General features: G+C 46.1%; 18 protein-coding genes. 5 read left to right on the plus strand and 13 right to left on the minus strand.

What is annotated here, in order from left to right; all coding sequences use genetic code 11:
• Positions 1–2: 2 nt before the first annotated feature.
• The 4 genes from nuoC to hexA all read right to left on the minus strand — a co-directional run bounded on the left by nuoC (position 3) and on the right by hexA (position 4734).
• On the minus strand, positions 3–1802 hold the full coding sequence (nuoC, locus tag AAY47_RS10025) for an NADH-quinone oxidoreductase subunit C/D (RefSeq protein ID WP_200897770.1): 1800 nt from the start codon (positions 1800–1802) through the stop codon (positions 3–5).
• A 75-nt stretch (positions 1803–1877) separates the two neighbouring features.
• On the minus strand, positions 1878–2552 hold the full coding sequence (locus AAY47_RS10030; RefSeq protein WP_047769419.1) for a NuoB/complex I 20 kDa subunit family protein: 675 nt from the start codon (positions 2550–2552) through the stop codon (positions 1878–1880).
• 15 nt (positions 2553–2567) lie between these two features.
• Positions 2568–3032 (minus strand): NADH-quinone oxidoreductase subunit A, encoded by a 465-nt coding sequence (locus tag AAY47_RS10035; RefSeq protein WP_047769421.1) that lies wholly within the window; start codon positions 3030–3032, stop codon positions 2568–2570.
• A 709-nt stretch (positions 3033–3741) separates the two neighbouring features.
• On the minus strand, positions 3742–4734 hold the full coding sequence (gene hexA / locus AAY47_RS10040; RefSeq protein ID WP_047769423.1) for a transcriptional regulator HexA: 993 nt from the start codon (positions 4732–4734) through the stop codon (positions 3742–3744).
• Between the two features lie 795 nt (positions 4735–5529).
• Here hexA and AAY47_RS10045 point away from each other — a divergent pair.
• Positions 5530–6744 carry a pyridoxal phosphate-dependent aminotransferase gene (locus AAY47_RS10045; protein WP_047769425.1) on the plus strand — a complete coding sequence of 405 codons (1215 nt, stop codon included), beginning with the start codon at positions 5530–5532 and terminating at the stop codon, positions 6742–6744.
• Between the two features lie 227 nt (positions 6745–6971).
• The gene (yfbR, locus tag AAY47_RS10050) at positions 6972–7553 is read left to right on the plus strand and encodes a 5'-deoxynucleotidase (RefSeq protein WP_047769428.1); all 582 of its coding nucleotides are present in this window, start codon (positions 6972–6974) and stop codon (positions 7551–7553) included.
• 61 nt (positions 7554–7614) lie between these two features.
• Here yfbR and AAY47_RS10055 read toward each other — a convergent pair whose 3' ends face one another.
• The 3 genes from AAY47_RS10055 to yfbV all read right to left on the minus strand — a co-directional run bounded on the left by AAY47_RS10055 (position 7615) and on the right by yfbV (position 10893).
• The gene (locus tag AAY47_RS10055; protein WP_047769430.1) at positions 7615–9444 is read right to left on the minus strand and encodes an SLC13 family permease; all 1830 of its coding nucleotides are present in this window, start codon (positions 9442–9444) and stop codon (positions 7615–7617) included.
• Between the two features lie 256 nt (positions 9445–9700).
• The gene (locus tag AAY47_RS10060) at positions 9701–10360 is read right to left on the minus strand and encodes a sugar phosphatase (protein ID WP_047769431.1); all 660 of its coding nucleotides are present in this window, start codon (positions 10358–10360) and stop codon (positions 9701–9703) included.
• A gap of 77 nt (positions 10361–10437) precedes the next feature.
• Positions 10438–10893: a terminus macrodomain insulation protein YfbV gene (yfbV, locus tag AAY47_RS10065; RefSeq protein ID WP_047769433.1), complete on the minus strand. Its 456-nt coding sequence runs from the start codon at positions 10891–10893 to the stop codon at positions 10438–10440.
• Positions 10894–11156: 263 nt separating this feature from the next.
• On the opposite strand from yfbV, the gene ackA reads away from it, so the two are divergent.
• Together ackA and pta are read left to right on the plus strand one after the other, a co-directional pair.
• The gene (gene ackA / locus AAY47_RS10070) at positions 11157–12359 is read left to right on the plus strand and encodes an acetate kinase (RefSeq protein ID WP_047769435.1); all 1203 of its coding nucleotides are present in this window, start codon (positions 11157–11159) and stop codon (positions 12357–12359) included.
• A 100-nt stretch (positions 12360–12459) separates the two neighbouring features.
• Positions 12460–14604, plus strand: coding sequence for a phosphate acetyltransferase (gene pta / locus AAY47_RS10075; protein ID WP_047769437.1), 2145 nt, complete (start codon positions 12460–12462; stop codon positions 14602–14604).
• A 164-nt stretch (positions 14605–14768) separates the two neighbouring features.
• On the opposite strand, the gene astE is transcribed toward pta, so the two are convergent.
• The 5 genes from astE to AAY47_RS10100 all read right to left on the minus strand — a co-directional run bounded on the left by astE (position 14769) and on the right by AAY47_RS10100 (position 21029).
• Entirely contained in the window at positions 14769–15812 is a 1044-nt protein-coding gene (gene astE, locus AAY47_RS10080) for a succinylglutamate desuccinylase (protein WP_053014244.1), read from the minus strand.
• A gap of 12 nt (positions 15813–15824) precedes the next feature.
• Positions 15825–17168, minus strand: coding sequence for an N-succinylarginine dihydrolase (gene astB / locus AAY47_RS10085; RefSeq protein ID WP_047769440.1), 1344 nt, complete (start codon positions 17166–17168; stop codon positions 15825–15827).
• Entirely contained in the window at positions 17155–18675 is a 1521-nt protein-coding gene (astD, locus tag AAY47_RS10090; RefSeq protein ID WP_047769442.1) for a succinylglutamate-semialdehyde dehydrogenase, read from the minus strand. Before astD ends, astB begins: the two co-directional genes overlap by 14 nt.
• A 90-nt stretch (positions 18676–18765) precedes the next feature.
• Complete coding sequence (astA, locus tag AAY47_RS10095; protein WP_235428335.1) at positions 18766–19794, minus strand: arginine N-succinyltransferase; 1029 nt, start codon at positions 19792–19794, stop codon at positions 18766–18768.
• Between the two features lie 23 nt (positions 19795–19817).
• The gene (locus AAY47_RS10100) at positions 19818–21029 is read right to left on the minus strand and encodes an aspartate aminotransferase family protein (RefSeq protein ID WP_047769446.1); all 1212 of its coding nucleotides are present in this window, start codon (positions 21027–21029) and stop codon (positions 19818–19820) included.
• Positions 21030–21688: 659 nt separating this feature from the next.
• Here AAY47_RS10100 and AAY47_RS10110 point away from each other — a divergent pair.
• Positions 21689–24412, plus strand: a complete 2724-nt coding sequence (locus AAY47_RS10110) for an alpha-L-rhamnosidase (protein WP_053014245.1) — start codon at positions 21689–21691, stop codon at positions 24410–24412.
• A 4-nt stretch (positions 24413–24416) separates the two neighbouring features.
• Here the strand turns inward: AAY47_RS10110 and AAY47_RS22690 are convergent.
• The coding region (locus AAY47_RS22690) for a hypothetical protein (protein WP_235428333.1) at positions 24417–24610 on the minus strand (194 nt) is incomplete at its 5' end.

Consider the following 24610-nt stretch of genomic DNA (forward strand, 5'->3'; position numbering starts at 1 on the left):
CGTTAGCGATCCACATCAGACATAACAAAATCGATACTGCCCAGATAGACGATAAGGTCAGAAACCAGACTACCGCGGATCACCGAGGGAATTTGCTGCAAGTGAGCAAAACTGGGTGTACGGATACGGGTACGGTAGCTCATGGTGCTACCATCGCTGGTCAAGTAATAACTGTTGATACCCTTAGTCGCTTCGATCATCTGGAATGATTCATTGGCGGGCATGACCGGACCCCATGACACTTGCAGGAAGTGATTAATCATGGTTTCTATGTGCTGCAAAGTCCGTTCTCTCGGTGGCGGCGTGGTCAGTGGGTGATCAGCCTTGAATGGTCCTTCCGGCATATTTTTCAGGCACTGCTCAAGGATGCGCAGACTCTGACGAATTTCTTCTACTTTCAGCATTACCCGGTCATAGCAATCACCGTTGTAGCCTGTCGGTACTTCAAAATCGAAATTTTCATAACCGGAATAAGGACGCCATTTACGTACGTCAAAACTAATACCCGTGGCCCGCAGCCCCGCACCAGTCACCCCCCAGTCCAAAGCCTGTTTGGCATTGTAGGACGCAACCCCAACAGAACGCCCTTTCAGGACACTGTTTTTCAACGCAGCCTTGACATAAGAATTCAGACGTTTCGGTAGCCAGTCCAGCAATTCACGCAAGAGCTTATCCCAACCGCGTGGCAAGTCATGGGCAACTCCCCCAATTCGGAACCATGCCGGATGCATACGGAACCCGGTAATCGCCTCGACGACATCGTAAACTTTCTGTCGGTCAGTAAAGGCAAAGAAGACGGGCGTCATCGCCCCAACGTCCTGAATAAATGTACTGATATAAAGCAGATGGCTATTAATGCGGAACAGCTCGGACAACATGACCCGAATGGTTTTCACCCGATCGGGGACTTCAATACCGGCCAGCTTTTCAACCGCCAGTACATAAGGCATTTCGTTAACACATCCCCCCAAATATTCGATGCGATCGGTATAAGGGATATAGCTGTGCCACGACTGACGTTCCCCCATCTTTTCGGCACCACGATGGTGATAGCCGATATCGGGAACACAATCGACGATTTCTTCGCCATCCAGTTGCAGAATAATGCGGAATGCACCATGAGCAGAAGGATGGTTTGGGCCAAGGTTAAGGAACATGAAGTCTTCATTATCCGTACCGCGCTTCATACCCCACTCTTCGGGTTTGAAAGTCAGCGCTTCCATTTCCAGATCTTCTTTCTGCTTAGTCAGGACGAAAGGATCAAATTCCGTGGCTCGCGCAGAATACTCCTTGCGCAACGGATGACCTTCCCATGTCGGCGGCATCAAGATACGACGCAAATTGGGGTGGCCGTTAAATGTGATGCCAAACATTTCCCACGTTTCACGTTCATACCAATTGGCATTTGGGAAAATTGACGTGACAGTAGGGATATTCAGGTCTTGTTCAGCGAGCGCGACTTTCAGCATGATGTCACGGTTACGCTCAATGGAAAGGAGGTGATAAAACACCGAAAAGTCAGCCGCTGGCAAGCCTTCCCGGTGAGAGCGCTGACGCTCATCGACGCCATGCAAGTCAAACAGCATGACATAGGGTTTGGGCAATTGTTTCAGGAACGTTATTACCTTCAGGAACGGTTCCCGCTTGACCCAAACAACGGGCATACCAGTACGGGTCGGCTGGATGGTAAAGGCATCCGGGCCAAATTGACGATGAAGCTCGCCGACAACAGGATCATCAAGATGATCTCGTGTTGCCCAGGCGGGCCGGGCGCTTTCTTGCGCTATCTGATCTGTCATCATTCTTCACCACAACGCTTGATCAGGGTTTTTGTGATCGCAACACATTGCTCTGGTTACGCTATATGGCTAAAAGCCTTAAATTTCGTCTGGAGTCCGCAGGTTTTTCACTGCAATACGTTCACCGCGTTTTCTTTCTCTTTCTGATTGCATATTGGCACGGTAAACTCCCTGATCGCCAACTACCCATGACAGTGGGCGTCGTTCTTTACCTATGGACTCCTGCAACAGCAGCAGTGCCTGCATATAGGCTTCCGGGCGAGGAGGACAGCCAGGAATATAAACATCGACAGGGATAAACTTATCAACCCCCTGCACTACGGAATAAATATCGTACATACCACCGGAGTTTGCACAGGCTCCCATTGAAATGACCCATTTCGGCTCCAGCAATTGGTCGTACAGGCGTTGAATGACAGGTGCCATTTTGACGAAACAGGTTCCGGAAATCACCATGAAATCAGCCTGACGGGGAGATGCTCGCAAAACTTCTGCACCAAAACGTGCAACATCGTGAACCGCGGTAAATGACGTCACCATTTCCACGTAGCAGCAAGAAAGCCCGAAGTTATAGGGCCACAGGGAATTTTTCCTCCCCCAATTCACCATATTATGCAGAGCATGTTCCAGTTTCCCCATATAGACACTTCGGTGAACATGCTGCTCTAAGGGATCGCTGACAGTTTCCTGTTTTTGCAGGGGATAACGGTCATTCTCACCGTTAGGATCTATGCGGGTGAGCGTATAATCCATCTTTATGCCTCGCTATTACTGCATGTGACTGTTGTTGGTATGGTTGCCAGTCGTGTTGATATAAGTATCAGCACTCGGTTTACTGACCTGACGTTTTGAACGTGCTGGTGTCCAATCTAACGCCCCAATGCGCGCCAGATAAACCAAACCTGCCAATAACACCAGAATGAAAATGCTTGCTTCGGCAAAGCCTAGCCAACCGCTCTCTTTGATTGAGACGGCCCATGCATACAGGTAAAGGACTTCAATGTCGAAGATAACAAAGAACATGGCAACCAGATAAAACTTCGCCGACAGACGCAAACGTGCACTGCCGACAGAATCGATACCTGATTCATAAGGTACGTGTTTTGCTCTGGCTTTCGCCCTGCCCCCCATGAAGTACCCACCCAATAACATGAATGCGCACAAACCAAGAGCACCTATTAGAAAAACCGCGAATGCCCAGTGATGGGCCAAAATTCCAGTGGATGTCGACATACTCGTTGCTTACTCATCAAAAGTGGTGTCAAAGTGTCTGCTCTTTTTGCCGGCAGTGTTGCACCACATCGATTCATGGGAAGGGATAACAACCAAATCTGAAACAATGCTAATCAATCTATCTTCTAGCTTGAGTCGTCTTGGTTTTTATTCCTCTCAACAAAATTTGCCATAACGGCAAAAGCACCTGCATTTTTATTTACAAACCACAAACCATTAATTAACGGATTGTGCTGGTATACCGCTAAAACGTGTCAGTCGTACAAAAAAACATCTTACCGACATAACTAGTCTAACCGATAACTCGACTTTACTACATCATTATCGCAGGAAAAACCTGTCTTTCCACTGCGCTAATTGGGGTATTTTTATGATCAAGTGCACAATTTCATTGAAAAATATTCAACACTTGAATGTAATTTATTCAATTCTTAATAAATCGTTTCTAAAAAGAACGATTAAAGTGCGATAAGCGAACCATTCCTGAAAATGGCTTTATTTTATCAAGTTAGGAAAATGAAATTTGTTAACACAGCAACATTCCCTTAACTAAAATTCGAAAGGTATAGGAAAATTAGTAGGGTATATTTCTTGTTAGAAATATCAGAAATGGAAATGGAAACTTGGGAGGATTATTAATAAGTCATTAGCAACAGGCTAATACTTCCATAAATAAAATGGAAATATTAGCCTATAAAACACATAATACTTATTCGTCTATATTTTCAACGGAATTGTCATCAACTGATTCAGTTGATTTAATGGGTTCAATAACGTCGATAGATTCATCCATTTCGGCGGATTCATCGGATTCAACAGTTGTTACAGTATAAGGTGTTTTCTTATTTTCTATCGCATCAAAAACAGTCAGAACAGATTCGTTCTGTTCGTTACTATTACGATATAAGAAGAATTGGATTTCCGGCAGACGTGGTAATCCTTCAATTTCACCTAAAATTCTCAGGTCCGCATTCTGCATTTCCAGAGGGCGGGCGGTAATACCGACTTCCGCATTCACGGCCGCACGCACAGCGGACAAGGAAGCAGCTTCATACGCAATGCGCCATGAAATGCCGGCCATATCCAGCGTTTCCTGAGCGATCTGGCGGAAAGGATTAGTTTCATCCATCACAACCAACGGGATAGATTCGTTTGTCTGTAATTGGAAATCTGGTGCACAGTGCCATAAGACAGGCGAAGAACGTAAGAGTGTTTTAGGATGGTGGTTGATTTTTGCTGTGGTTACTGCCAAATCAATCTCATGGTTATCCAACATGCTTTCGATAAACTGAGCGCGCTTAATGCGCACATCAACAGCCACACGTGGATAGACAGAGGCAATACGGTTCAATAAGAAAGGAAGCAGTGTATCAACAGCGTCATCTGATACACCTATTCTCAATTCACCGTCTGCATCATTGTAGGTTAATGATGCGGTTGCATCGTCATTGGCTCGCAGAATTTGGCGTGCGTAACCAAGAAGTTGAAGACCATGTTCGGTCAGAAGCTTATTACGGCCGTGACGAGCAAACAACTCTCTCCCCACGAGGTGTTCCAACCGCTGCATTTGCTGACTCACAGCTGACTGCGTTCTAGAAACAGCTGCCGCTGCTGCTGCAAAAGTATTTAAGTCAGCAACAGCAACAAAAGTTCTTAGCAGATCGAGATCGAGGTTTATTATCTGACGATTTGCATTTATCATTGTTTATTCATCACTTTTTTTTGATTTTAATTACTAACTAACCTGGTGTTTTTACTTCAGCAGTATCAAATAAAATAATACCGATTGTGACATTACTCTACTCTATTAAATAGGGCAAAGGTTTACTGCATTTTTTTACTATTTAAATCATCATGGGTTTTATTTTCTCCTTTCTTAACAAAATTTATGCAATCCCAAAATAAGTCTGAGATAAAACCCTATTTACATCACATAATCACGAATTTCCAGTACAAATATCCTTTTTCTGACTTGCTTCAAAGAATAACTTAATCTGAATCAGGAACACTTAACATTATCAGATAGTATTAGCATTTTTAATAAATTAACATTTTCACTGAATAGGCCCAGAAATGTTATGGGTAAAAACTCAAAAAATTTATCAAAGTATCTGATGATAAAAACTTAAATTAACTTCAAGTCGATAACGATAAATTATAAGAATACATTATACAAATCTTCTTACTTTTATTGACAATTTGGTGTTCCTGAAAAAAACGGCACATGTTCCCAGAAGCCCCGTCAAAATGCCATCTCCTGCCAACTAAAAACTCGCCATTATGCAAATTTTAATTCCAATTTAACACATATGATTGAAATAAAACACCAATAAAAGACAATAATTCAGAGAGCAAACTGATTCATTTATTCTTAAAACAACCATTTTAACCAAAGATATCAGAGCCTCTTCAAAATACAGACTGAGAAGAGTACATTGATCATCACACTTTTTATGCCGGGTTAATATCCATTTCGCCAAAGAGGTCGAGGCACCCTATGTTTTCCATTAATAAATCCAGTAAATTAGATAATGTCTGCTATGACATTCGAGGGAATACCCTTAAAGAAGCTAAACGACTCGAAGAAGAAGGTAATAAGGTACTGAAACTAAACATTGGTAATCCGGCACCATTCGGATTTGAAGCGCCTGATGAAATTTTAGTTGATGTTATCCGTAATCTGCCAACAGCCCAGGGTTACTCTGATTCAAAAGGGTTGTATTCAGCGCGTAAAGCCATCATGCAGCATTATCAAGCCAGAAATATGCTGGATGTTACCGTTGAAGATATCTTTATCGGTAATGGTGTTTCTGAACTTATCGTTCAATCCATGCAGGCCCTGCTGAATACCGGCGACGAAATGTTGGTTCCTGCGCCTGACTACCCTCTCTGGACTGCGGCAGTATCACTTTCCAGCGGCAATGCCGTCCACTATCTATGTGATGAGCAACAGGGCTGGTTTCCTGACTTAGACGACATACGCCGTAAAATTACCCCGCGTACTCGTGGTATCGTTATTATTAACCCGAATAACCCAACCGGCGCGGTCTATAGCAAAGAGTTGTTGCTGGAAATAGTAGAAATCGCCCGCCAGCATAATCTGATTATCTTTTCTGACGAAATTTACGACAAAATCCTCTACGATGATGCCCAGCACCACCCCATTGCAGCATTAGCGCCTGATCTTTTTACCGTTACTTTTAATGGTCTGTCCAAAACCTATCGCGTTGCCGGTTTCCGTCAGGGCTGGATGATCCTGAACGGCCCTAAAAAGCAGGCCAGGGATTATATTGAAGGATTAGAAATGCTGGCATCAATGCGCCTTTGTGCCAATGTGCCAATGCAGCACGCAATCCAAACAGCATTAGGTGGTTATCAAAGCATCAGTGAATTTATTTTCCCAGGTGGCCGGCTCTATGAACAGCGCAACCGTGCATGGGAGCTGATTAACCAGATCCCAGGGATTTCCTGTGTGAAACCTATGGGTGCTCTCTATATGTTCCCGAAAATAGACAGCAAACGTTTCAATATTTATGATGACCAAAAAATGGTCCTCGATCTCTTATTACAGGAAAAAGTTTTACTGGTTCAGGGCACCGCATTTAACTGGCCAGATCCTGACCATTTCCGCATTGTTACACTGCCACATGTCGCTGACTTACAAATAGCAATTGAAAAATTTGCCCGGTTTATCGGTAACTACCGCCAATAACCATAACCTTTACCATTAAAGCTAATCCCATTAATATTAACAAATTAATGGGATACCCCTTCTCTGAGATAAATACTTATTTCTTACTTACCGCTATTTTTCCATAAATGAATTTTCCGCGAGTGAACATTCCCGTCGTTTTTCAAGTTATTGATACTCCGCTCACAATTAATCATATTATTCCGCTACAATTTTGCTACAAATTAATCGGATACAAAGAGGAAATTATGAGTCATTTTTTCGCCCAATTATCCCGCCTAAAATTAATTAGCCGTTGGCCTCTTATGCGAAATGTGCGCACAGAAAATGTTTCAGAACACAGTTTGCAGGTTGCTTTTGTCGCACACGCTTTGGCAATCATCAAAAACCGTAAATTCAACGGCAATGTTAATCCTGAACGGATCGCCCTGTTGGCCATGTATCACGATGCCAGCGAAGTCATCACCGGGGATTTGCCAACACCCATTAAGTACTACAACCCCCAAATTGCCCATGAATATAAGAAAATAGAAAAAATAGCCCAACAAAAATTATTGGATATGTTACCGACTGAATTACAGGATGATTTTCGCACCATCCTGGATGAGCATCTCCATAGTGAAGAAGAAATCCATATTATCAAGCAAGCTGATGCATTATGTGCTTACTTGAAATGTCTGGAGGAACTCTCAGCAGGCAATACTGAATTCAATCAAGCCAAAAAACGATTGGATAAGACACTGGCAGAACGTCGCAGTGAAGAAATGGATTATTTTATTGCTGTGTTTGTACCGAGTTTCAGCCTCTCCCTCGATGAAATCAGCTCATAAATATTATCCGACTCTAATCATAACGCAGCTCCCTGCCATACGGAGCTGCCCGATAGAAACATTAAAATGGAAAAAGTATTGGGATCACCGCAACACTAATCCCCATCACAATTAACGTAAAAGGTACGCCAAGTTTCACGAAATCGGCAAACTGATATCCCCCCGGCCCCAGTACCAATGTATTAACGGGAGATGATACCGGTGTCATAAATGCTGCCGAAGCCGCCACACCAATAATCATCGCAAAGGGCAAGGGAGAAACAGCCATCTCATTCGCCGCCGCAATCGCAATCGGCGCCATTAGCACGGCTGTCGCAGTATTGGAAATAAACAACCCTATCATGGCGCAAAGTACAAACAGGCTCACCAACATCACCCGTGGTCCCATATTACCTGCGATATCCATCAATCCCCGGACAATGAGATCAATGCCTCCCGTCTTCTGCAATGCCAGCGCAAAAGGCATCATGCCAACAATCAAAATAATGCTCGGCCAGTGAATGGAACGATAAGCACTTTCCATATCAATACAGCGGAATTTTCCCATGAGCAGGCAGGCAATTAACGCGGCAATAAAATTCGGAATTTCATTGGTCAGCATCAGGGCAACCATCAGGGCAAGGCAGAATAAAGCATGAGGAGCCTGTGAGGCAGCAGGAGCCGCACTTTCTACTTCAACAGGCAGATTTAGCACAATAAAATCAGGGGATTTTGTTTTTAACGCGATGATCAATTTCCAATCGCCAATTAACAGCAGGGTATCACCGAGCAACAAAGGTTCATCCACTAACTTCCCTTCTAACGCTTTTCCCCCGCGACGGATCCCCACGACATTGAGACCATAACGGGTGCGAAATTTCATATCACGCAATGATTGTCCCAAAAGTTCGGACTCAGGGAGCACTGAAACCTCAGCCATGCCAACATTACGCGAGTGCCCGGAAAAATATTCCCCACGCAATACCATCGGTTCTAGCTGTTGCTCACGGCAAAATTCCCGTAAATCAATATCACTATCCGACATATCCACCAGCAAGACATCCTGCCTCTGCAATTCCATATCTCCAGTGGCAGCCACCATCACCCGACGGAATTTACGCCAACGTTCAATACCAATGACATTGGCACCATAACGGGCGCGCAGCCCTAATTCATCCAATGTGTGTCCAACCAGAGGTGAACCTTGACGGATAGTCAGACGACGAGCACGACCCGACAATTTATAATCACGTATCAAACCACGAAATGTCCGGTGATAACGCTCGTCCGCTGTCTGGTGGTTTGCTCCCCCTAGCCAGCGACGCACGACTAACATATAAACCACGCCAGCCATTAACACGAATATGCCGATCGGTGTAATGGAGAAGAAATCAAACCCCCGCAGACCTTCGCGCACCAACTCACTATTGACGACCATATTGGGTGGCGTTGCCACCAGGGTCATCATGCCACTGATCAAACCGGCAAAGCCCAATGGCATCATCAATCGCCCCGGAGAGGTTTTCATTCTGGCGGCCACGCTCAGGACAACAGGGATAAATATTGCCACAACCCCCGTAGAACTCATGAATGCCCCCAGTCCGGCAACGGATAACATTAACCAAACCAACATCTTGGTTTCACTGTTACCCGCGACACGAACCAGCCAGTCTCCCATCTGATAAGCAACCCCGGTTCTCACCAACCCTTCGCCAATAACAAACAGGGCAGCAATCAACAATACATTGGGATCACTAAAACCGACAGTAGCTTCACTTAACGTCAGTGTGCCACTCAAGACAAATGCGATGATCAGCAATAAAGCCACAACATCCATTCTGACTTTATTAGTGGTGAAAAGCACAATGGCTATCAATAGCAGGGTTAATACCCACAACAGTTCGCTATTCAATCTGGCCTCTATCAACAATACCTTTCAAATATGACTCTCCGCACGACCAATCTGCTCATAAGCAGACTGGCTATCTATCAAAAGCCTACAGGTACAAACGTTAACAAAGTCAGTAAGCCATGTTTCTCAGAGAAAATCCCTCGTTCTGATCAAGGAACTGGTATATACCCATCCAACTTCAAGATGCGTGTTATATTTCCCCGCGCAGCGGGGAAATATAAGGCCTCGCGTCGTCCTGCGGATTGCAACGTGAAGTTTATCGCGTATAAATCGAGACATAACTGCCTGATTTAACAATTTCAATATCTTCCAGATTATTAATTGTCAAATGGATTTCATCGCGGCGTGGAATATCCGGGGAATCGTGGACCACAACAACCTGACAGCCCGCATCCAGCCCAGCATGGATCCCCGCAGCAGCGTCTTCAAACACCACACACTCCTCCGGCAATAATCCCAGTTTCTCAGCCCCCAACAAATAAGGCTCAGGATTTGGTTTTCCATTTGTAACAGACTCTGCCGTCACCCAATGAGCAGGTTCCGGTAATTCCGCTACTTTATGACGCGCAGAAGCAAGCGGAACCGTTCCCGATGTCACAATGGCCCACGGAATATCCAGCGCATTCAGCTTATCAATCAGGGCGATAGCACCCGGTAAAGCTGTAATGCCTGCCGTATCTTCTGTTTCAATTTTTTCAATCCATTTGAAAGTGCCGGCGATCTCCTCTTCACTCGCATCTGGCATAAAATGCCGGAGAGATAATATCGCCGGCGTGCCATGAACATAGTTCAGCACTTCATCCCTATCGATACCCATTTTATCGGCAAACTGAATCCAGGCCCGCTCAACCACAGGCAATGAATCAATCAGAGTACCATCCAAATCGAATAAAAAACCTCTACATTTCAGAACCAAATCCGACTCCTTTAAACATCATTATTTGTTAATCATTATGTGATAATAAAATACTTACTCCACATAATTCCTATGGATTAAATATCATCAATAAAAGAGTTGTCCAATTGCTTAAAAGCCCGTTTAAGCAATTCAGCCAATGAAAAGTAGGTCGGGACACTTTCTATTGGTGCCATTGCAATACCTGCCTGAGCAAATTTTTCCCGAATTTCATAAAACCAATGCAATAATTTTTCCGGTAATGGTGTCGCCGCACGTTTTCCCAGCCACCATAATCCCTGTAATGGCAAACTACAGGCAAACAGTGCCGTTGCCACCGATGGTCCCAATTGCCCCCCCAGAGCGATTTGCCATGTCAAAGTAAAAATTGCCAATGGCGGCATAAACCGAATACCAAAGCGAGTCGCCTTAATCACACGATTCTCAGGAAAAACCGGCGCAAGTTGCTTTTCCAATGGCCAGGTTTTCAAATATTGCTGTCCTAATTGCATACGCTTGAACCAACCCTGGCTAACAGGCGGTGTCGTGTTCATCATGACCTCAATCAATTAAAGGTATAGTTTTTAAAAAATCCCTACAAAAGACAAAATCTTTTTTGTAGTATTAATCCTATTAAGTATATTTTGTCTTTATTGCTAGCAAACGGTATCCTACACAGACTTTTATGTTGTTGCAGTAGCAAAACAGGAATTTTGCCCTTTTTCGCAACAATTGGGTTCGGTTTGTTAACAAATTATTTTATTTTTAACATTGTTCTTATTTAAGATTAGATCACAACAAGATAATAGGTATTTCCATGTCAAGTAAGCTGGTACTGGTTCTTAATTGCGGTAGCTCCTCCCTGAAATTCGCTATCATCGATCCTACCAATGGTGAAGAATATCTTTCTGGTTTAGCCGAGTGCTTTGGCCTGCCTGAAGCCCGTATTAAATGGAAAATGGATGGTGCGAAAAACGAAGCTGCCTTAGGTGCCGGCGCAGCACACAGCGAAGCACTGAACTTCATTGTTAATACTCTCCTGGCTGAAAAGCCAGAACTCTCTGCACAAATCTCAGCCATCGGTCACCGTATTGTTCATGGTGGTGAGAAGTTCACTTCTTCCGTGGTTATCACCGATGAAGTTATCGCAGGCATTGAAGCGGCTATTCCATTTGCACCACTGCACAACCCGGCTCACCTGATCGGTATTGCTGAAGCGAAAAAAGCGTTCCCTCATCTGCTTGAGAAAAATATTGCCGTATTTGATACCGCATTCCACCAGACCATGCCTGAAGAAGCCTACCTGTACGCACTGCCTTACAACCTGTACAAAGAGCATGGCATCCGTCGTTACGGTGCACATGGTACCAGCCATTTCTATGTTTCCCGTGAAGCAGCCAAGATGCTGAACAAACCCGTTGAAGCACTGAATGTCATCACTTGCCACCTAGGCAACGGTGGTTCTGTTTCTGCCATTGTCAACGGCCAGTGTGTTGATACTTCTATGGGACTGACCCCACTGGAAGGTCTGGTCATGGGAACCCGCAGTGGTGATATCGATCCCGCTATCGTATTCCACCTGCACGATGCCATGGGTATGAGCATTGCTCAGATCAACACCCTGCTGACCAAAGAGTCTGGTTTCTTAGGTCTGACCGAAGTCACCAGCGATTGCCGTTATGTAGAAGACAACTACGAAACCAAAGCTGACGCGAAACGTGCTATGGATGTTTACTGCCACCGTCTGGCTAAATACATCGGTGCATACAGCGCATTGATGGAAGGTCGTCTGGACGCCATTATCTTCACGGGTGGCATCGGTGAAAACTCCGCGCTGGTTCGTGAACTGACCATGAAGAAAGTGGCACTGCTGGGCTTTGAATATGATCACGAGCGTAACCTTGCTGCTCGCTTTGGCAAGTCAGGCGTTATCACGACAGATAACAGCCGCCCTGCGCTGGTTATCCCAACCAATGAAGAATTGGTGATTGCTCAGGATTCAGCACAGCTGACCGCATAATCAGATGATTTTAGAACCGCCGGCATTGCTGGCGGTGTTCACGAAGATATCACACTGAGTCATATTTATTGACTGACGAGCAACCGTTAAAGAGGTTTCCGTGTCCCGTACAATTATGTTAATTCCTACTGACACCAGCGTTGGTTTAACCAGTGTCAGCCTGGGTGTTATACGCTCCATGGAGCAAAAAGGCGTTCGTCTGAGCGTTTTCAAACCTATCGCACAGCCACGTCACACTGGTTCTCAGGATCAAACCACTTCCATTATCCGTTCACACTCCAGCATCCATGCTGCTGAACCTCTGGATATGGCGTATGTGGAGTCACTGCTGACCACTAACAAAAAAGACGTATTAATGGAAGAGATCGTGGCGCGTTACCACGAAAACGCCAAAGATGCGGAAGTGGTTCTGCTCGAAGGTTTGGTTCCGACCCGCAAACACCCGTTTGCCCAATCCCTGAACTATGAAATCGCCAAAACACTGAACGCAGAAATCGTGTTCGTGACAGCCCTGGGTACTAACAGCCCAGAGCAACTGAAAGAAAGAATTGAACTGAGCCGTGCTGAATACGGTGGCAGCAAGAACCAAAATATTATCGGTGTTATCGTCAATAAACTGAATGCACCGGTTGATGACCAAGGTCGTACTCGCCCGGATTTATCCGAGATCTTTGACGAATCAACCAAAGCGACGATTACCAACGTCGATCCCAAAACTATCTTCAAAAACAGTCCACTGCCTATTCTCGGTTGTATCCCGTGGAGTTTTGACCTGATCGCTACCCGTGCAATTGATATGGCTAAGCACCTGAAAGCTAGCATCATCAATGAAGGTGCCATCGAAAGCCGTCGCATCAAGTCCGTGACTTTCTGTGCCCGCAGCATTCCTAACATGCTGGAATACTTCCGCCCGGGTTCTCTGCTGGTGACTTCGGCTGACCGCCCTGACGTACTGATCACGGCATGTCTGGCAGCCATGAATGGCGTTGAAATTGGTGCCGTGTTGCTGACCGGTGGTTACTCAATTGATGATTCTATCCGTGAACTGTGCGAACGTGCATTCAACACCGGCCTGCCCGTTTTCACTGTGAAGACCAATACATGGCAGACTTCCCTGAACCTGCAAAGTTTCAGTCTGGAAGTCCCCGCCGATGACCATGAGCGCATCGAAAAAGTGCAAAACTACGTTGCACAACATATCAGCAACGAGTGGATCGATTCTCTGGCGGCTGCATCAGAGCGTCCAAACCTGCTGTCTCCGCCGGCATTCCGCTATCAGTTGACCGAACTGGCTCGTCAGGCTGGCAAGCGTATCGTTCTGCCGGAAGGCGACGAACCACGTACTGTCAAAGCAGCGGCTATCTGTGCTGAACGTGGCATTGCAGAATGTATCCTGCTGGGCGATCCAGAAGAGATCCGGCGTGTAGCGGCGGCTCAAGGCGTTGAACTGGGCGCAGGTATTGAGCTTGTTAGCCCTGCATCAGTACGTGAACGCTATGTGCCACGTCTGGTTGAACTGCGCAAGAACAAAGGCATGACCGAAGTTGTTGCCCGCGAACAACTGGAAGACAACGTCGTTCTGGGCACCATGATGCTGGAACAAGGCGAAGTTGACGGTCTGGTTTCCGGTGCAGTGCATACCACAGCAAACACCATTCGCCCGCCATTGCAGTTAATCAAAACGGCACCCAATAGCTCTCTGGTTTCTTCTGTCTTCTTTATGTTGCTGCCAGAACAAGTGCTGGTTTACGGTGATTGTGCGATCAATCCAGACCCAACCGCAGAACAACTGTCCGAAATCGCAATCCAATCTGCGGATTCTGCGAAAGCATTCGGTATTGAGCCTCGCGTTGCGATGATCTCTTACTCCACCGGTAACTCTGGTGCAGGCAGCGACGTTGAAAAAGTGCGTGAAGCAACCCGTTTAGCACAGGAAAAACGCCCAGACCTGATCATTGACGGCCCATTACAGTACGACGCGGCTATCATGGCAGATGTAGCGAAATCCAAGGCACCGAACTCACCGGTTGCAGGACAGGCAACCGTGTTCATCTTCCCAGACCTGAACACCGGTAATACCACTTACAAAGCGGTACAGCGTTCAGCCGATCTGGTCTCTATCGGGCCAATGCTGCAAGGCATGCGCAAACCCGTTAACGACCTGTCCCGTGGCGCACTGGTTGATGATATCGTTTATACCGTTGCACTGACTGCAATTCAGGCAACTCAGCAAGAAAACGCGTAATTTTCTCGCTGCATAAACATGAGATAGCCCTACGCTGTTAGCATAGGGCTATTTTTTATAATAAAATTCCTCATCTTTGTTATGATGAAACCGATGCCAGAAAGGTATTTTTCATGGTATTCGGGATCTGGCTAAGTTCTCTTAAAGTGAGTTATTTCCCGTCATCAATCACCTCCACGGCTTGCTGTTTTATGAGTTGATGAGGTTAATTTCTCTAACAACAGCCCTGCCCGTAGCCCAACAGCAACATGGGCATTAGGAAACAAAATAAAGTTTGCCGGAGATTCAATCTTCCACGATTGATGTTGCTGACGGGCGATTTCAAAACCTGACGGTAATTCAGTAAAGTTTTTCGTCTCCTCTGGGATATTGAGCTGAAAGCTAGCATGCTGTTTGATAATGGCATCAACCACACGATAGCGTTCAAGCGCCGGTTTAGCCCGTCTGCCGGAAGGCAAACCGGTGAGCAAATCCTGCAAGGCAGTGGTTATATTGCTGAACCTTGCCAGATCATTTTGTCCAAAAGGCAGCGCCTTACCGATTTCCAATGTGCAGCTATCTACGTTGAAATGCTCGCTGGTAAAGTGACTGAACGTTCCCCCGACTGAGTTATGAAATACCAACGCATCAAGATCGCTCTGTTCCAGCCATTGTAAAAAATCCGCCGCATATTCACGCGCCTGATAGGGCAACAGGGCGAACTGTTCATGGCAAGAACCTCGGATTGCGGTGTGAAGATCGAAGTGCCGATATTTCGTTGACGCCATCACCGCCGGTTCACTGAAAAATTGCCGGATAACAGATTCCAGCACCCTCGCACGCTTCGATTCATTCCCCAAAGGAAAATTTTGATAACGACCACCAAACATACGGTTGAGATCATGATCAATATACCGTTGCCCGGCATGCATGGCGGATAAATTGCCAAATATCAGCAGAAGATTATGTTGCAATGGCAATTTTCCCTGCGCCAGTTGTGACAATAACTGGATAAGTATTTCCACCGGTGCCGTTTCATTACCATGAATTCCGGCGGAAATAATCAACGTATCGGCAAAGTTTTCTTGCGAGGATGAGAGTTGTACTTGTGGCGATCTCTGCGGTAATAGCTGTAATACCCCTTCCGCCAACCATGATGACTGAATCGTTGGCGGAAAACACACGTGATTTTCGATTTTGTTTTCAAACAATAAAGTCAGTAAATCCATTTCATCTCCCGATCAATTCTGAAACGCATAAATCGAACCCAATTTGAGGATCTGCGTCAGTTCATCAAGGGCAGAATAGACCTCCCTCAATAGCTGCGGATCAGCGAGATCGGCGACATACAGGGAATCCCGATAATGGCGTTCAACCCATGTGGTCAGCCGTTGATACAGCTCTGGTGTCATCAGGGTCGCTGGATTTACCGCCGCCAATTCTTGTTCGTTCAACACCACTCTGAGTCGCAAACAAGCCGGCCCACCGCCATTGCGCATACTTTCCCGCAAGTCAAAAAAATGGAGCTTCTTAATGGGAGAATGTCCTTTCGCTACCAACGCTTGCAAATAAGCTGAAACATTGTGATTTTGTTGGCACTCTTGCGGTAAAATCAGCATCATGTTGCCATCCGGCTGGCTCAACAACTGGCTGTTAAACAAGTAAGATTCGACCGCATCCTGAAGGTTGACTTGCTCCGTAGGCACTTCAATCGCCACCAAGTTGTGCCCACGCCGAACCATTTTTTCCCTCAATTCAGCCAATACTGATTGCTGATTTAAAAAAGCCTGCTGGTGATGAAAAAAAACATTACGGTTGCTCACTGCGATAACATCGTTATGAAACACACCACTATCAATGGCTGCGGGATTTTGCTGGGCAAATACGGTTCCGGGTTCTGCAAGCTGATGCAGGCGAGCAATCGCCTGACTGGCTTCCAGTGTCTGTCGGGCGGGATAGCGCTTAGGTGCAATTCCTTCCTGCAATGCCTTGCGTCCATAGACAAATAACTGCACGCCGGCTTGATCATATTCGCCACAAAAACGATTATGGTTTGCCGCGCCTTCATCCCCCCAATCCGCATGTTGTGGCAGAGGATCATGGTGAGCAAAATAGCTTTGATCAGAAAAAGTGGCTTTCAGAGCACGTGAAGTCACGGTGCTTTCCAGCGAACGATGCAACTTGTTATTTAAATTTGCTACCGTGAAATGGACACATTGATCCGCACTGTCTGATGAAGGGGAAACCGTTGCCGCATTTGCCGTCCACATGGAAGAGGCGGAACTGAGGTTAGACAGTAATAACGGAGAATATTGTGCGGCTTTATTTAATACCTGTTCATCACTGCCGGTAAACCCTAGCTGTCGCAATGCAGGCAGGTCAGGACGCGGTTGCGGGGGTAAAACCCCCTGAACTAACCCCATATCAGACAACGCCTTCATTTTCATCAATCCCTGAAGTGCGGCTTTGCGAGGATTGGATTCTTTTCCCTGATGATTGATGGAGGCTTCATTACCCGTTGACAGTCCGGCGTAATGGTGTGTCATTCCCACCAAACCATCAAAATTTGCTTCAACTCCTGACATAACCACCTCTGACATCCGATTGATTGATGAAAAAATTAAGCCCTGGTGCTGGTGTTTCAGGCAAAACCAAACTTTCAGCCGTCAAGGAAGCCATCGGCCAGGCACAATAATCCGCAGCATAATAAGCGCTGGGACGGTGATTACCGGATGCCCCAATCCCCCCAAACGGTGCCTTGCTGGATGCGCCTGTCAGCGGCTTATTCCAGTTCACGATCCCCGCTCTCGCTTCTTGCTGTAGCCTCTCAAACAGGCTGGCGTCAGGAGAGATTAGCCCGGTTGCCAGCCCAAATCGGGTATCATTTGCCATTGAAATGGCTTCATCAAAAGTGGTATAGCGTTTCACGGTCAACAGCGGGCCAAAATATTCTTCATCAGGAATATCTTTGTTGCTGGAGATAGTGGTGAGATCAATGATGCCGGGTGTCATAAAGGTCGCATGCGGATCAGGCTGCGTTAAGGTGAGCAAAGCGCTTCCCCCTAAATCCAGCAACTTGGTTTGAGCTTGCAGCAAACTTTCCGCCGCCGCCAAAGAGATGACCCCACCGATAAAAGGCTGAGGATCAGCATTCCAATGGCCGGGCACAATCTGGCCTGCCACACCAACTAACCGTTGGATCAACGCATCGCCCCTCTCCCCTTGCTTCACCAGCAACCTCCGGGCACAAGTACAGCGCTGCCCTGCGGAAATAAATGCCGATTGGATAAGCGTGTAAACCGCAGCGTCAATATCATCATAATCGTCCACAATCAGGGCATTGTTGCCTCCCATCTCCAGAGCCAGCATTTTTTCTGGCTGACCGGCCAATAGACGATGGAAATGAAATCCCGTTGTCGCACTACCGGTAAACAACACTCCATCAATTTCACGATTATCCAGCAAAGCCCCGCCGGTCTCTTTGCCCCCCTGCACCAAATTCAGCACCCCAACAGGCAATCCCGCCTGAATCCACAATTCCACGGTTTTCTCCGCCGTCATCGGCGTGAATTCACTGGGTTTGAACACCAATGTATTACCGGCAATGAGCGCAGGGACAATATGTCCATTCGGTAAATGCCCCGGAAAATTATAGGGACCGAAGATAGCCATCACGCCGTGGGGACGATGCTGTAATATCGCTTTTCCGTCTGGCATCGGTGTTTCGGAATACCCCGTTCGCTGTTCCCATGCTTCAATTGAAATGGCTATTTTGCCTATCATAGATTGGACTTCGATCCGTGTTTCCCACAAAGGCTTACTGGTTTCCTCACTGATCACTTGGGCAATCGTGTCTTTTTCTTGGGTCAGCAAATCAGCAAATATCTGAATAATCGCAATCCGTTTTTCAACCGCCAATCCAGACCATGCAGGAAATGCTTTGCGGGCAGTCTGGCAGGCTTCATCAACCTGATGGACAGAAGCGCCATTCGCCTGCCATAAAATCTGTTGATCGACAGGAGAATATTTAACGACAGGCAGACCTTGCCCTGCTATCCACTCACCGCCAATGTAATTTGCTTGATGATTCATTGTGACATTCCTCAATTGCAACAGCGCTTAATGACAAAGCTGTTCATTGTGAAAACAGTTAATTGTGAAAACAGCTAATTGTGAAAACAGCTAAGAGAAAAGAGAAGCGAAGCGTACCGGATCGCCATCATCCACATGCAGCACCTCCATTTCGGCGGAGGTAAGCCACAATTCATCGCTATCCAGAGATTCAGAAACAGATAAAAGGAGTGCTTTAAACGCCTGAAAATTCAGGTTCGAGACAATGCATTGTACACCGTCCGGTGATCGGGAAACCTGATCGCATCTTTTAACATGCACAAGCCGGCTGGCTTTGACAGTGCGTACATTATCAATCTCAGCATCCAGGATGGCGCCCGCATCAAAAATATCGACCGCATCGTGATAAGCAAAACCCTCTTTTTCCAGAATAGCGCGGGCAGGCAGCGTATTTTCATGTACCTGACCAATAGTCTGGCGCGCTTCTTCGGGCAACAAGGGGACATAAATGGGGTGAAATGGCATCAACTCTGCAATAAACGTTTTGGAACCAATGCCGGTCAGGTAATCAGCTTCCGCAAAGGAGACATTGAAGAAATGTTTCCCCAGCGCATTCCAAAATGGCGATTCGCCCTGTTGATCCGCAATACCACGCATTTCGGCAAAAATATGTTTCGAGAACAAATGCCTAAAGGCGGCAATAAACAAAAAGCGGCTTCTGGAAAGAAAAACACCATTGCCTCCCCCGTGGTAATCGGGATCAAGGAACAACGTACACAATTCAGTGCATCCGGTATAATCCTGCCCGACAATCAGCGTTTCAAATGTGTTATAAACACCCAATTCTCGGGAAGCCCGCACTGATCGGTGTACGCGAAAATTGTAAAAAGGTTCCTCCAGCCCAACAGCAACTTCCAGTGCACTCACACCAACAACACGATGCTTTTCCGTATCTTCCAGGGTAAATAAAAATCCTTGTTGTGCTCGTCCCTTTGCATCGTTGAAAGAATCAATACTGCGTGAAATCCGTGACGTCAGATGTTCCTGATTATTGGGTAAGGTCGTCAGGCCAATTCCTGCACGGGACGAAAGATTGAGGATATCCCCCAAATCTTCATATTGAACGGATCTAAATAGCATCATGATATCACCTCAAATCGGCTTTATTCCTGAACAAATCGCTTGAGGGCGTTTTCAAGGCGGATGAAACCGTCATTGATATCCTGCTGTTCGATATTTAACGCAGGCGCAAAACGCAACACATTAGGGCCGGCTATCAAAGCAATCAATCCCTCTTCCGCAGCGATATTAATCAGGGTTTTCGCCTTGCCCTGATATTTTTCAACCAACTCAGCCCCTAGCAATAACCCCTTGCCACGCAACTCACTGAATACCTGATAACGTTGATTAATCTCGGACATCCGCCTCATAAATTCATGGTGACGCTCTTGCACCCCGGCAAGAAACACCGGTTGGTTCACCAACTCGACAACTTTGTTAGCAACAGCTGCCGCCAGCGGATTTCCGCCAAATGTTGTGCCGTGTGATCCTGATTGGAAAGCCTCTGCAATATGTTGCCTGACCAGCATGGCACCTATCGGGAATCCTCCGCCCAGCCCTTTGGCACTGGTCAAGATATCCGGCTCTACCCCAACCCCCTCGTAGGCATACAAATACCCGGTGCGGCCTATACCCGTTTGGATTTCGTCAAAAATCAGCAACGCTTGATATTGATCACATAACTCCCGCAATACTTTTAAAAATGCCGGCTCGGCAGGGATCACCCCGCCTTCCCCAATGATCGGTTCAACAATCACAGCGCAGGTTTTTTCCGATATATGAGCCTTGATAGCATCAATATCGTTAAAGGGCAGGTGAGTAATTTGCTGCGGCAATGGCGCAAAATCTTGAGAATATTTAGGTTGCCCTCCGACAGTCACAGTAAATAATGTTCTGCCGTGGAAGGAATTCTCAAATGAAATAATTTCGTTCTTATGATTTCCATATTTATCCAGCGCATATTTTCTGGCAATTTTTAATGCGGCTTCATTCGCTTCCGCCCCGGAATTACAGAAAAAAACTTTATCGGCAAATGTATTTTCAACCAGAGCTTTCGCCAGTTTTAAAACAGGTTCATTGGTATAGCCATTTCCGATATGCCACATATTCTCCATTTGAACATTTAATGCATTCTTTAATTCATCATTGGCATGTCCAAGTGAATTCACCGCAATTCCACCGGCAAAATCAATATATTCTTTACCACTCTGATCCCAGACACGCGAGCCTTTGGCGACAACCGGGATAAAATCTGCCGGCGAAAAACAGGGAACCATATACTGGTCAAACCAATTTCTTTGAATCATGTTCGGCATTTGTTTTTCCTCAAATGATTAAGGTATAAAAATAAGAGCAATTTTATATATCATTAAATTTAACTTTTAATAATTGATCTTATTCAAGTTAAAAATTCACTGTTTCGAGAAGCTCCCAATGACATTATTACAGGATTCCTTTTTATCTGTTTTGATCGTGAATTACCCTCATAATCCCTTTGAGATTTAACAAAGTCAATACAATAAAATTACAATTAATTTACTTTATGATGTTTTTCACAATTTATAAAAATGCTTTTATTTTCAATTTATGCATTATTTATGCATAAAAAATAAATAAAAAGAGGAATGGAATTGAGGACAGCGGAAATGATGTCTTTCTGTTTAATAATTATTCAAAATAATGGTTATAAGTTATACCCATAAATTTAAAAATGTATTTGCAATTAGTGATTTTTATCCTAGTAAACAATATTACTATTTAAAATCAATTTGTTATAAATTTTTGTACCCATTTTTAATGAATGTGAATGCTCAGGGCGACTTTGGCCGATGAACATACAAGATAAAATCAAGTATGGGTGCGAAGTGGTTTCACCCAGGGATGATCCGGCCAAACGTAAGCGGATGGCCGGCAATAAATGGATGCCATGTTCCCTGCCGTGCAATAAACGAAAGCGTTTAAAGGAGACGCCCCATTGTTCAGTCAACTTGTTTTTTATCCAGTCGATCTTAGATGCGAACACCTGTTCTTACCTCAGGGACTCAATACCTATCAGCCACGCTTCACATGGGGGCTAGCAGGTACAGGGCGAAACAGAAGACAGACTGCTTACCGTATTATCGTTGGCACCGACAAAAAAGCGGTGGCGAATGGAGTGGGAAAACTTTGGGATAGTGGACGGATCGCAGCAACTGATTCCGTGCTGGTTCCCTATGCAGGCAAGGTACTGAAATCCGATCAAGTCTTGTATTGGTCAGTACAGGTCTGGGATGAAACCGGTGCCGTGTCCAAATTTGCTGATCCGGCGATGTTGTTTACCGGTCTTATGGATCCCTCCGATTGGAAAGCCGGTTGGATCACGCGCTCATTCTTTCCCCCTGACGGGCGTACCCCACCTCAAGACACACCGTATGATAACCCATATTCCGCCCTACCCGCAGATTACCATCGGCGGGAATTCGTGCTGTCCACCCCCATAAAACGGGCAACAGCCTATGTTACTGCACTGGGTCTTTACGAATTTCGCATCAATGGTCAGCGTGTGGGAGATCAAGTGTTGGCCCCTGGCTGGACCGACTTTCATAAACGTATCGAATATCAAAGTTATGACGTCACCAGCCTGCTGTGTGAAGGACGCAACGTGCTTGGCGCGATTGTGGGAGAGGGATGGTATTGTGGGCGTGTTGCCCTTAATCACAAACGTGCCGGCAGTCATTACGGTTCTCGTCCGGCTTTTCTCTGTCAATTACATATCGAGGATAAAGACAATAACGTCAATTTTATCGTCACGGATCCGCAATGGAAATGCGCCAACGAAGCAATAATTTATTCTGACCTATTGATTGGAGAAAAATATGACGCACGGTTGGAACAGCAAGGTTGGGATTGCCCTGATTTTGACGATCAAGACTGGTGGAATTCGCAAACCCTGGACGTTTTACCGCAGCCGCCGGTGCTTAATGCAGCGCGTAGCTGTCCAATTCGGAAGACATCTCAATTTGCAGCAAGGCTTTTGCATAAGACAAAGAATGGCGAATTTATATTCGATATAGGGCAGAATATTGCCGGAATTACCAGAATGGAACTGGACGCGCCGCACGATGCCGTTTTCGTATTGCGCCACGGTGAAGCACTGCAACCTGACGGCACGTTGTACACAGCCAATCTCCGTTCTGCGCAAGCTACGGACATTTATATCTCAAAGGGCGGGCAACAGGTTTTTGAACCCAGATTTACCGTTCATGGCTATCGATATATCGCGCTGTCGGCACCTGAGAATTTTGACGTGGCAAAGATAAATTTAACCGGCATTGCTGTTCATTCCGATCTGCCGATTGCAGGATCGTTCACCAGCGGTAGCCCGATGCTCAATCAACTTCAATCCAATATCGTTTGGACACAGCGCAATAATTTTTTATCCGTTCCCACTGATTGTCCCCAGCGTGACGAACGGATGGGCTGGCTGGGTGACGCTCAGGTTTTCTTCAATACGGCTGCCTATAATTTGGACACATCCTCGTTTTTCGATAAGTGGCTATTGGACATTACGGATGCACAGACGAATGATGGTGTCTTTCCAGACGTTGCGCCTTCGATTGTTTACACCCGTTTTGCCCCCCTGCCGCCGCGCGGTGCACCAGGGTGGGGAGACGCGGGCGTCATTCTGCCCTGGCGGATTTATGAGCAGTTTGGTGACGTGGATATTTTAGTGCGCAATTATGGTGGTATGGTTCGCTGGATGGATTTCATTGAGCGAAACAATCCCAGCTATATCCGTTGCAAGGCTCTGTTCAGCAATTGGGGAGATTGGCTTTGCCTTGGCAAAACGACATCGAAACCTCTATTCAGCACCGCCTACTGGGCACATATGGCCGATATCATGACATGTACAGCCAGGCTGTTGAACAGACGGCAGGATGAGGCGCGTTTTACGGCGATGCATCGTGAAATTTGCCACGCATTTCAAAAAGCTTTTGTGTCTGATGATGGCGTGCTGGAAAGCGATACACAGACTGCGTATCTGATGGCGATCAGTTACACATTGCTGGATGAACCCACCCGCGTGAGAGCGATTTCGCATCTGTTGCGCACCATTGAGGAAACAGGAGGTCATGTTCAGACCGGTATTCATGGGATCCGTCTTATCTGTCCCGTTCTTGCCGAGTACGGTCACGCCGACACTGCATATGATTTGCTTATGAAAGAGACTTTCCCTTCGTGGGGTTTCACTATCCGCAATGGTGCGACAACCATCTGGGAGCGTTGGGACGGCTGGACACCAGAAAACGGCTTCCAAAGTGCTAACATGAATTCGCTAAATCACTATGCGCTCGGTGCAGTCGGGGAATTCATGTTTTCCCGCGTGGCGGGTATCGAAATTGTACCGGGTTCCGCTGGCAGGAAACTTCGTTTGCGGCCACTCACAAACCGTAAGATCGGTTTTTGCAAAGCGTCGTACCGCGCTCATGTTGGTGAGATAGTGAGCCATTGGCGATTTGATAAAGATTGTCTTTTGTGGGATGTGAAAATTCCGCCAAATTGTATCGCAGAGGCAGAGCTGCCGGAAACACAGGGAGACTGGAAGCTTGACGGTAATAATATACCCGAAGACATGATCCGCCCCGACATTTCAGGGCGTAGAAATCGTCTGGAAATCGGTTCGGGAAGTTACCGTTTCTCTTTGGATTGGAGTCAATAAATGGTCACGTATTCAACCCACGGGATGTAGCCACACTACCAATTCGCAAGACGACGCGAGGCCTTCTATTTCCCCGCAGCGCGGGGAAATAGAACACGCATCCTGAAGTTGGATTGGTATAGTATGCCCTATTTAACGCGATGCTCGACTTTAACATCCTATAACGTTGGCTTGTTGAAGCCAGTCGCGCTGACTTTT

Source organism: Xenorhabdus griffiniae, assembly GCF_001028135.1.
Lineage (GTDB): Bacteria > Pseudomonadota > Gammaproteobacteria > Enterobacterales > Enterobacteriaceae > Xenorhabdus > Xenorhabdus bakwenae.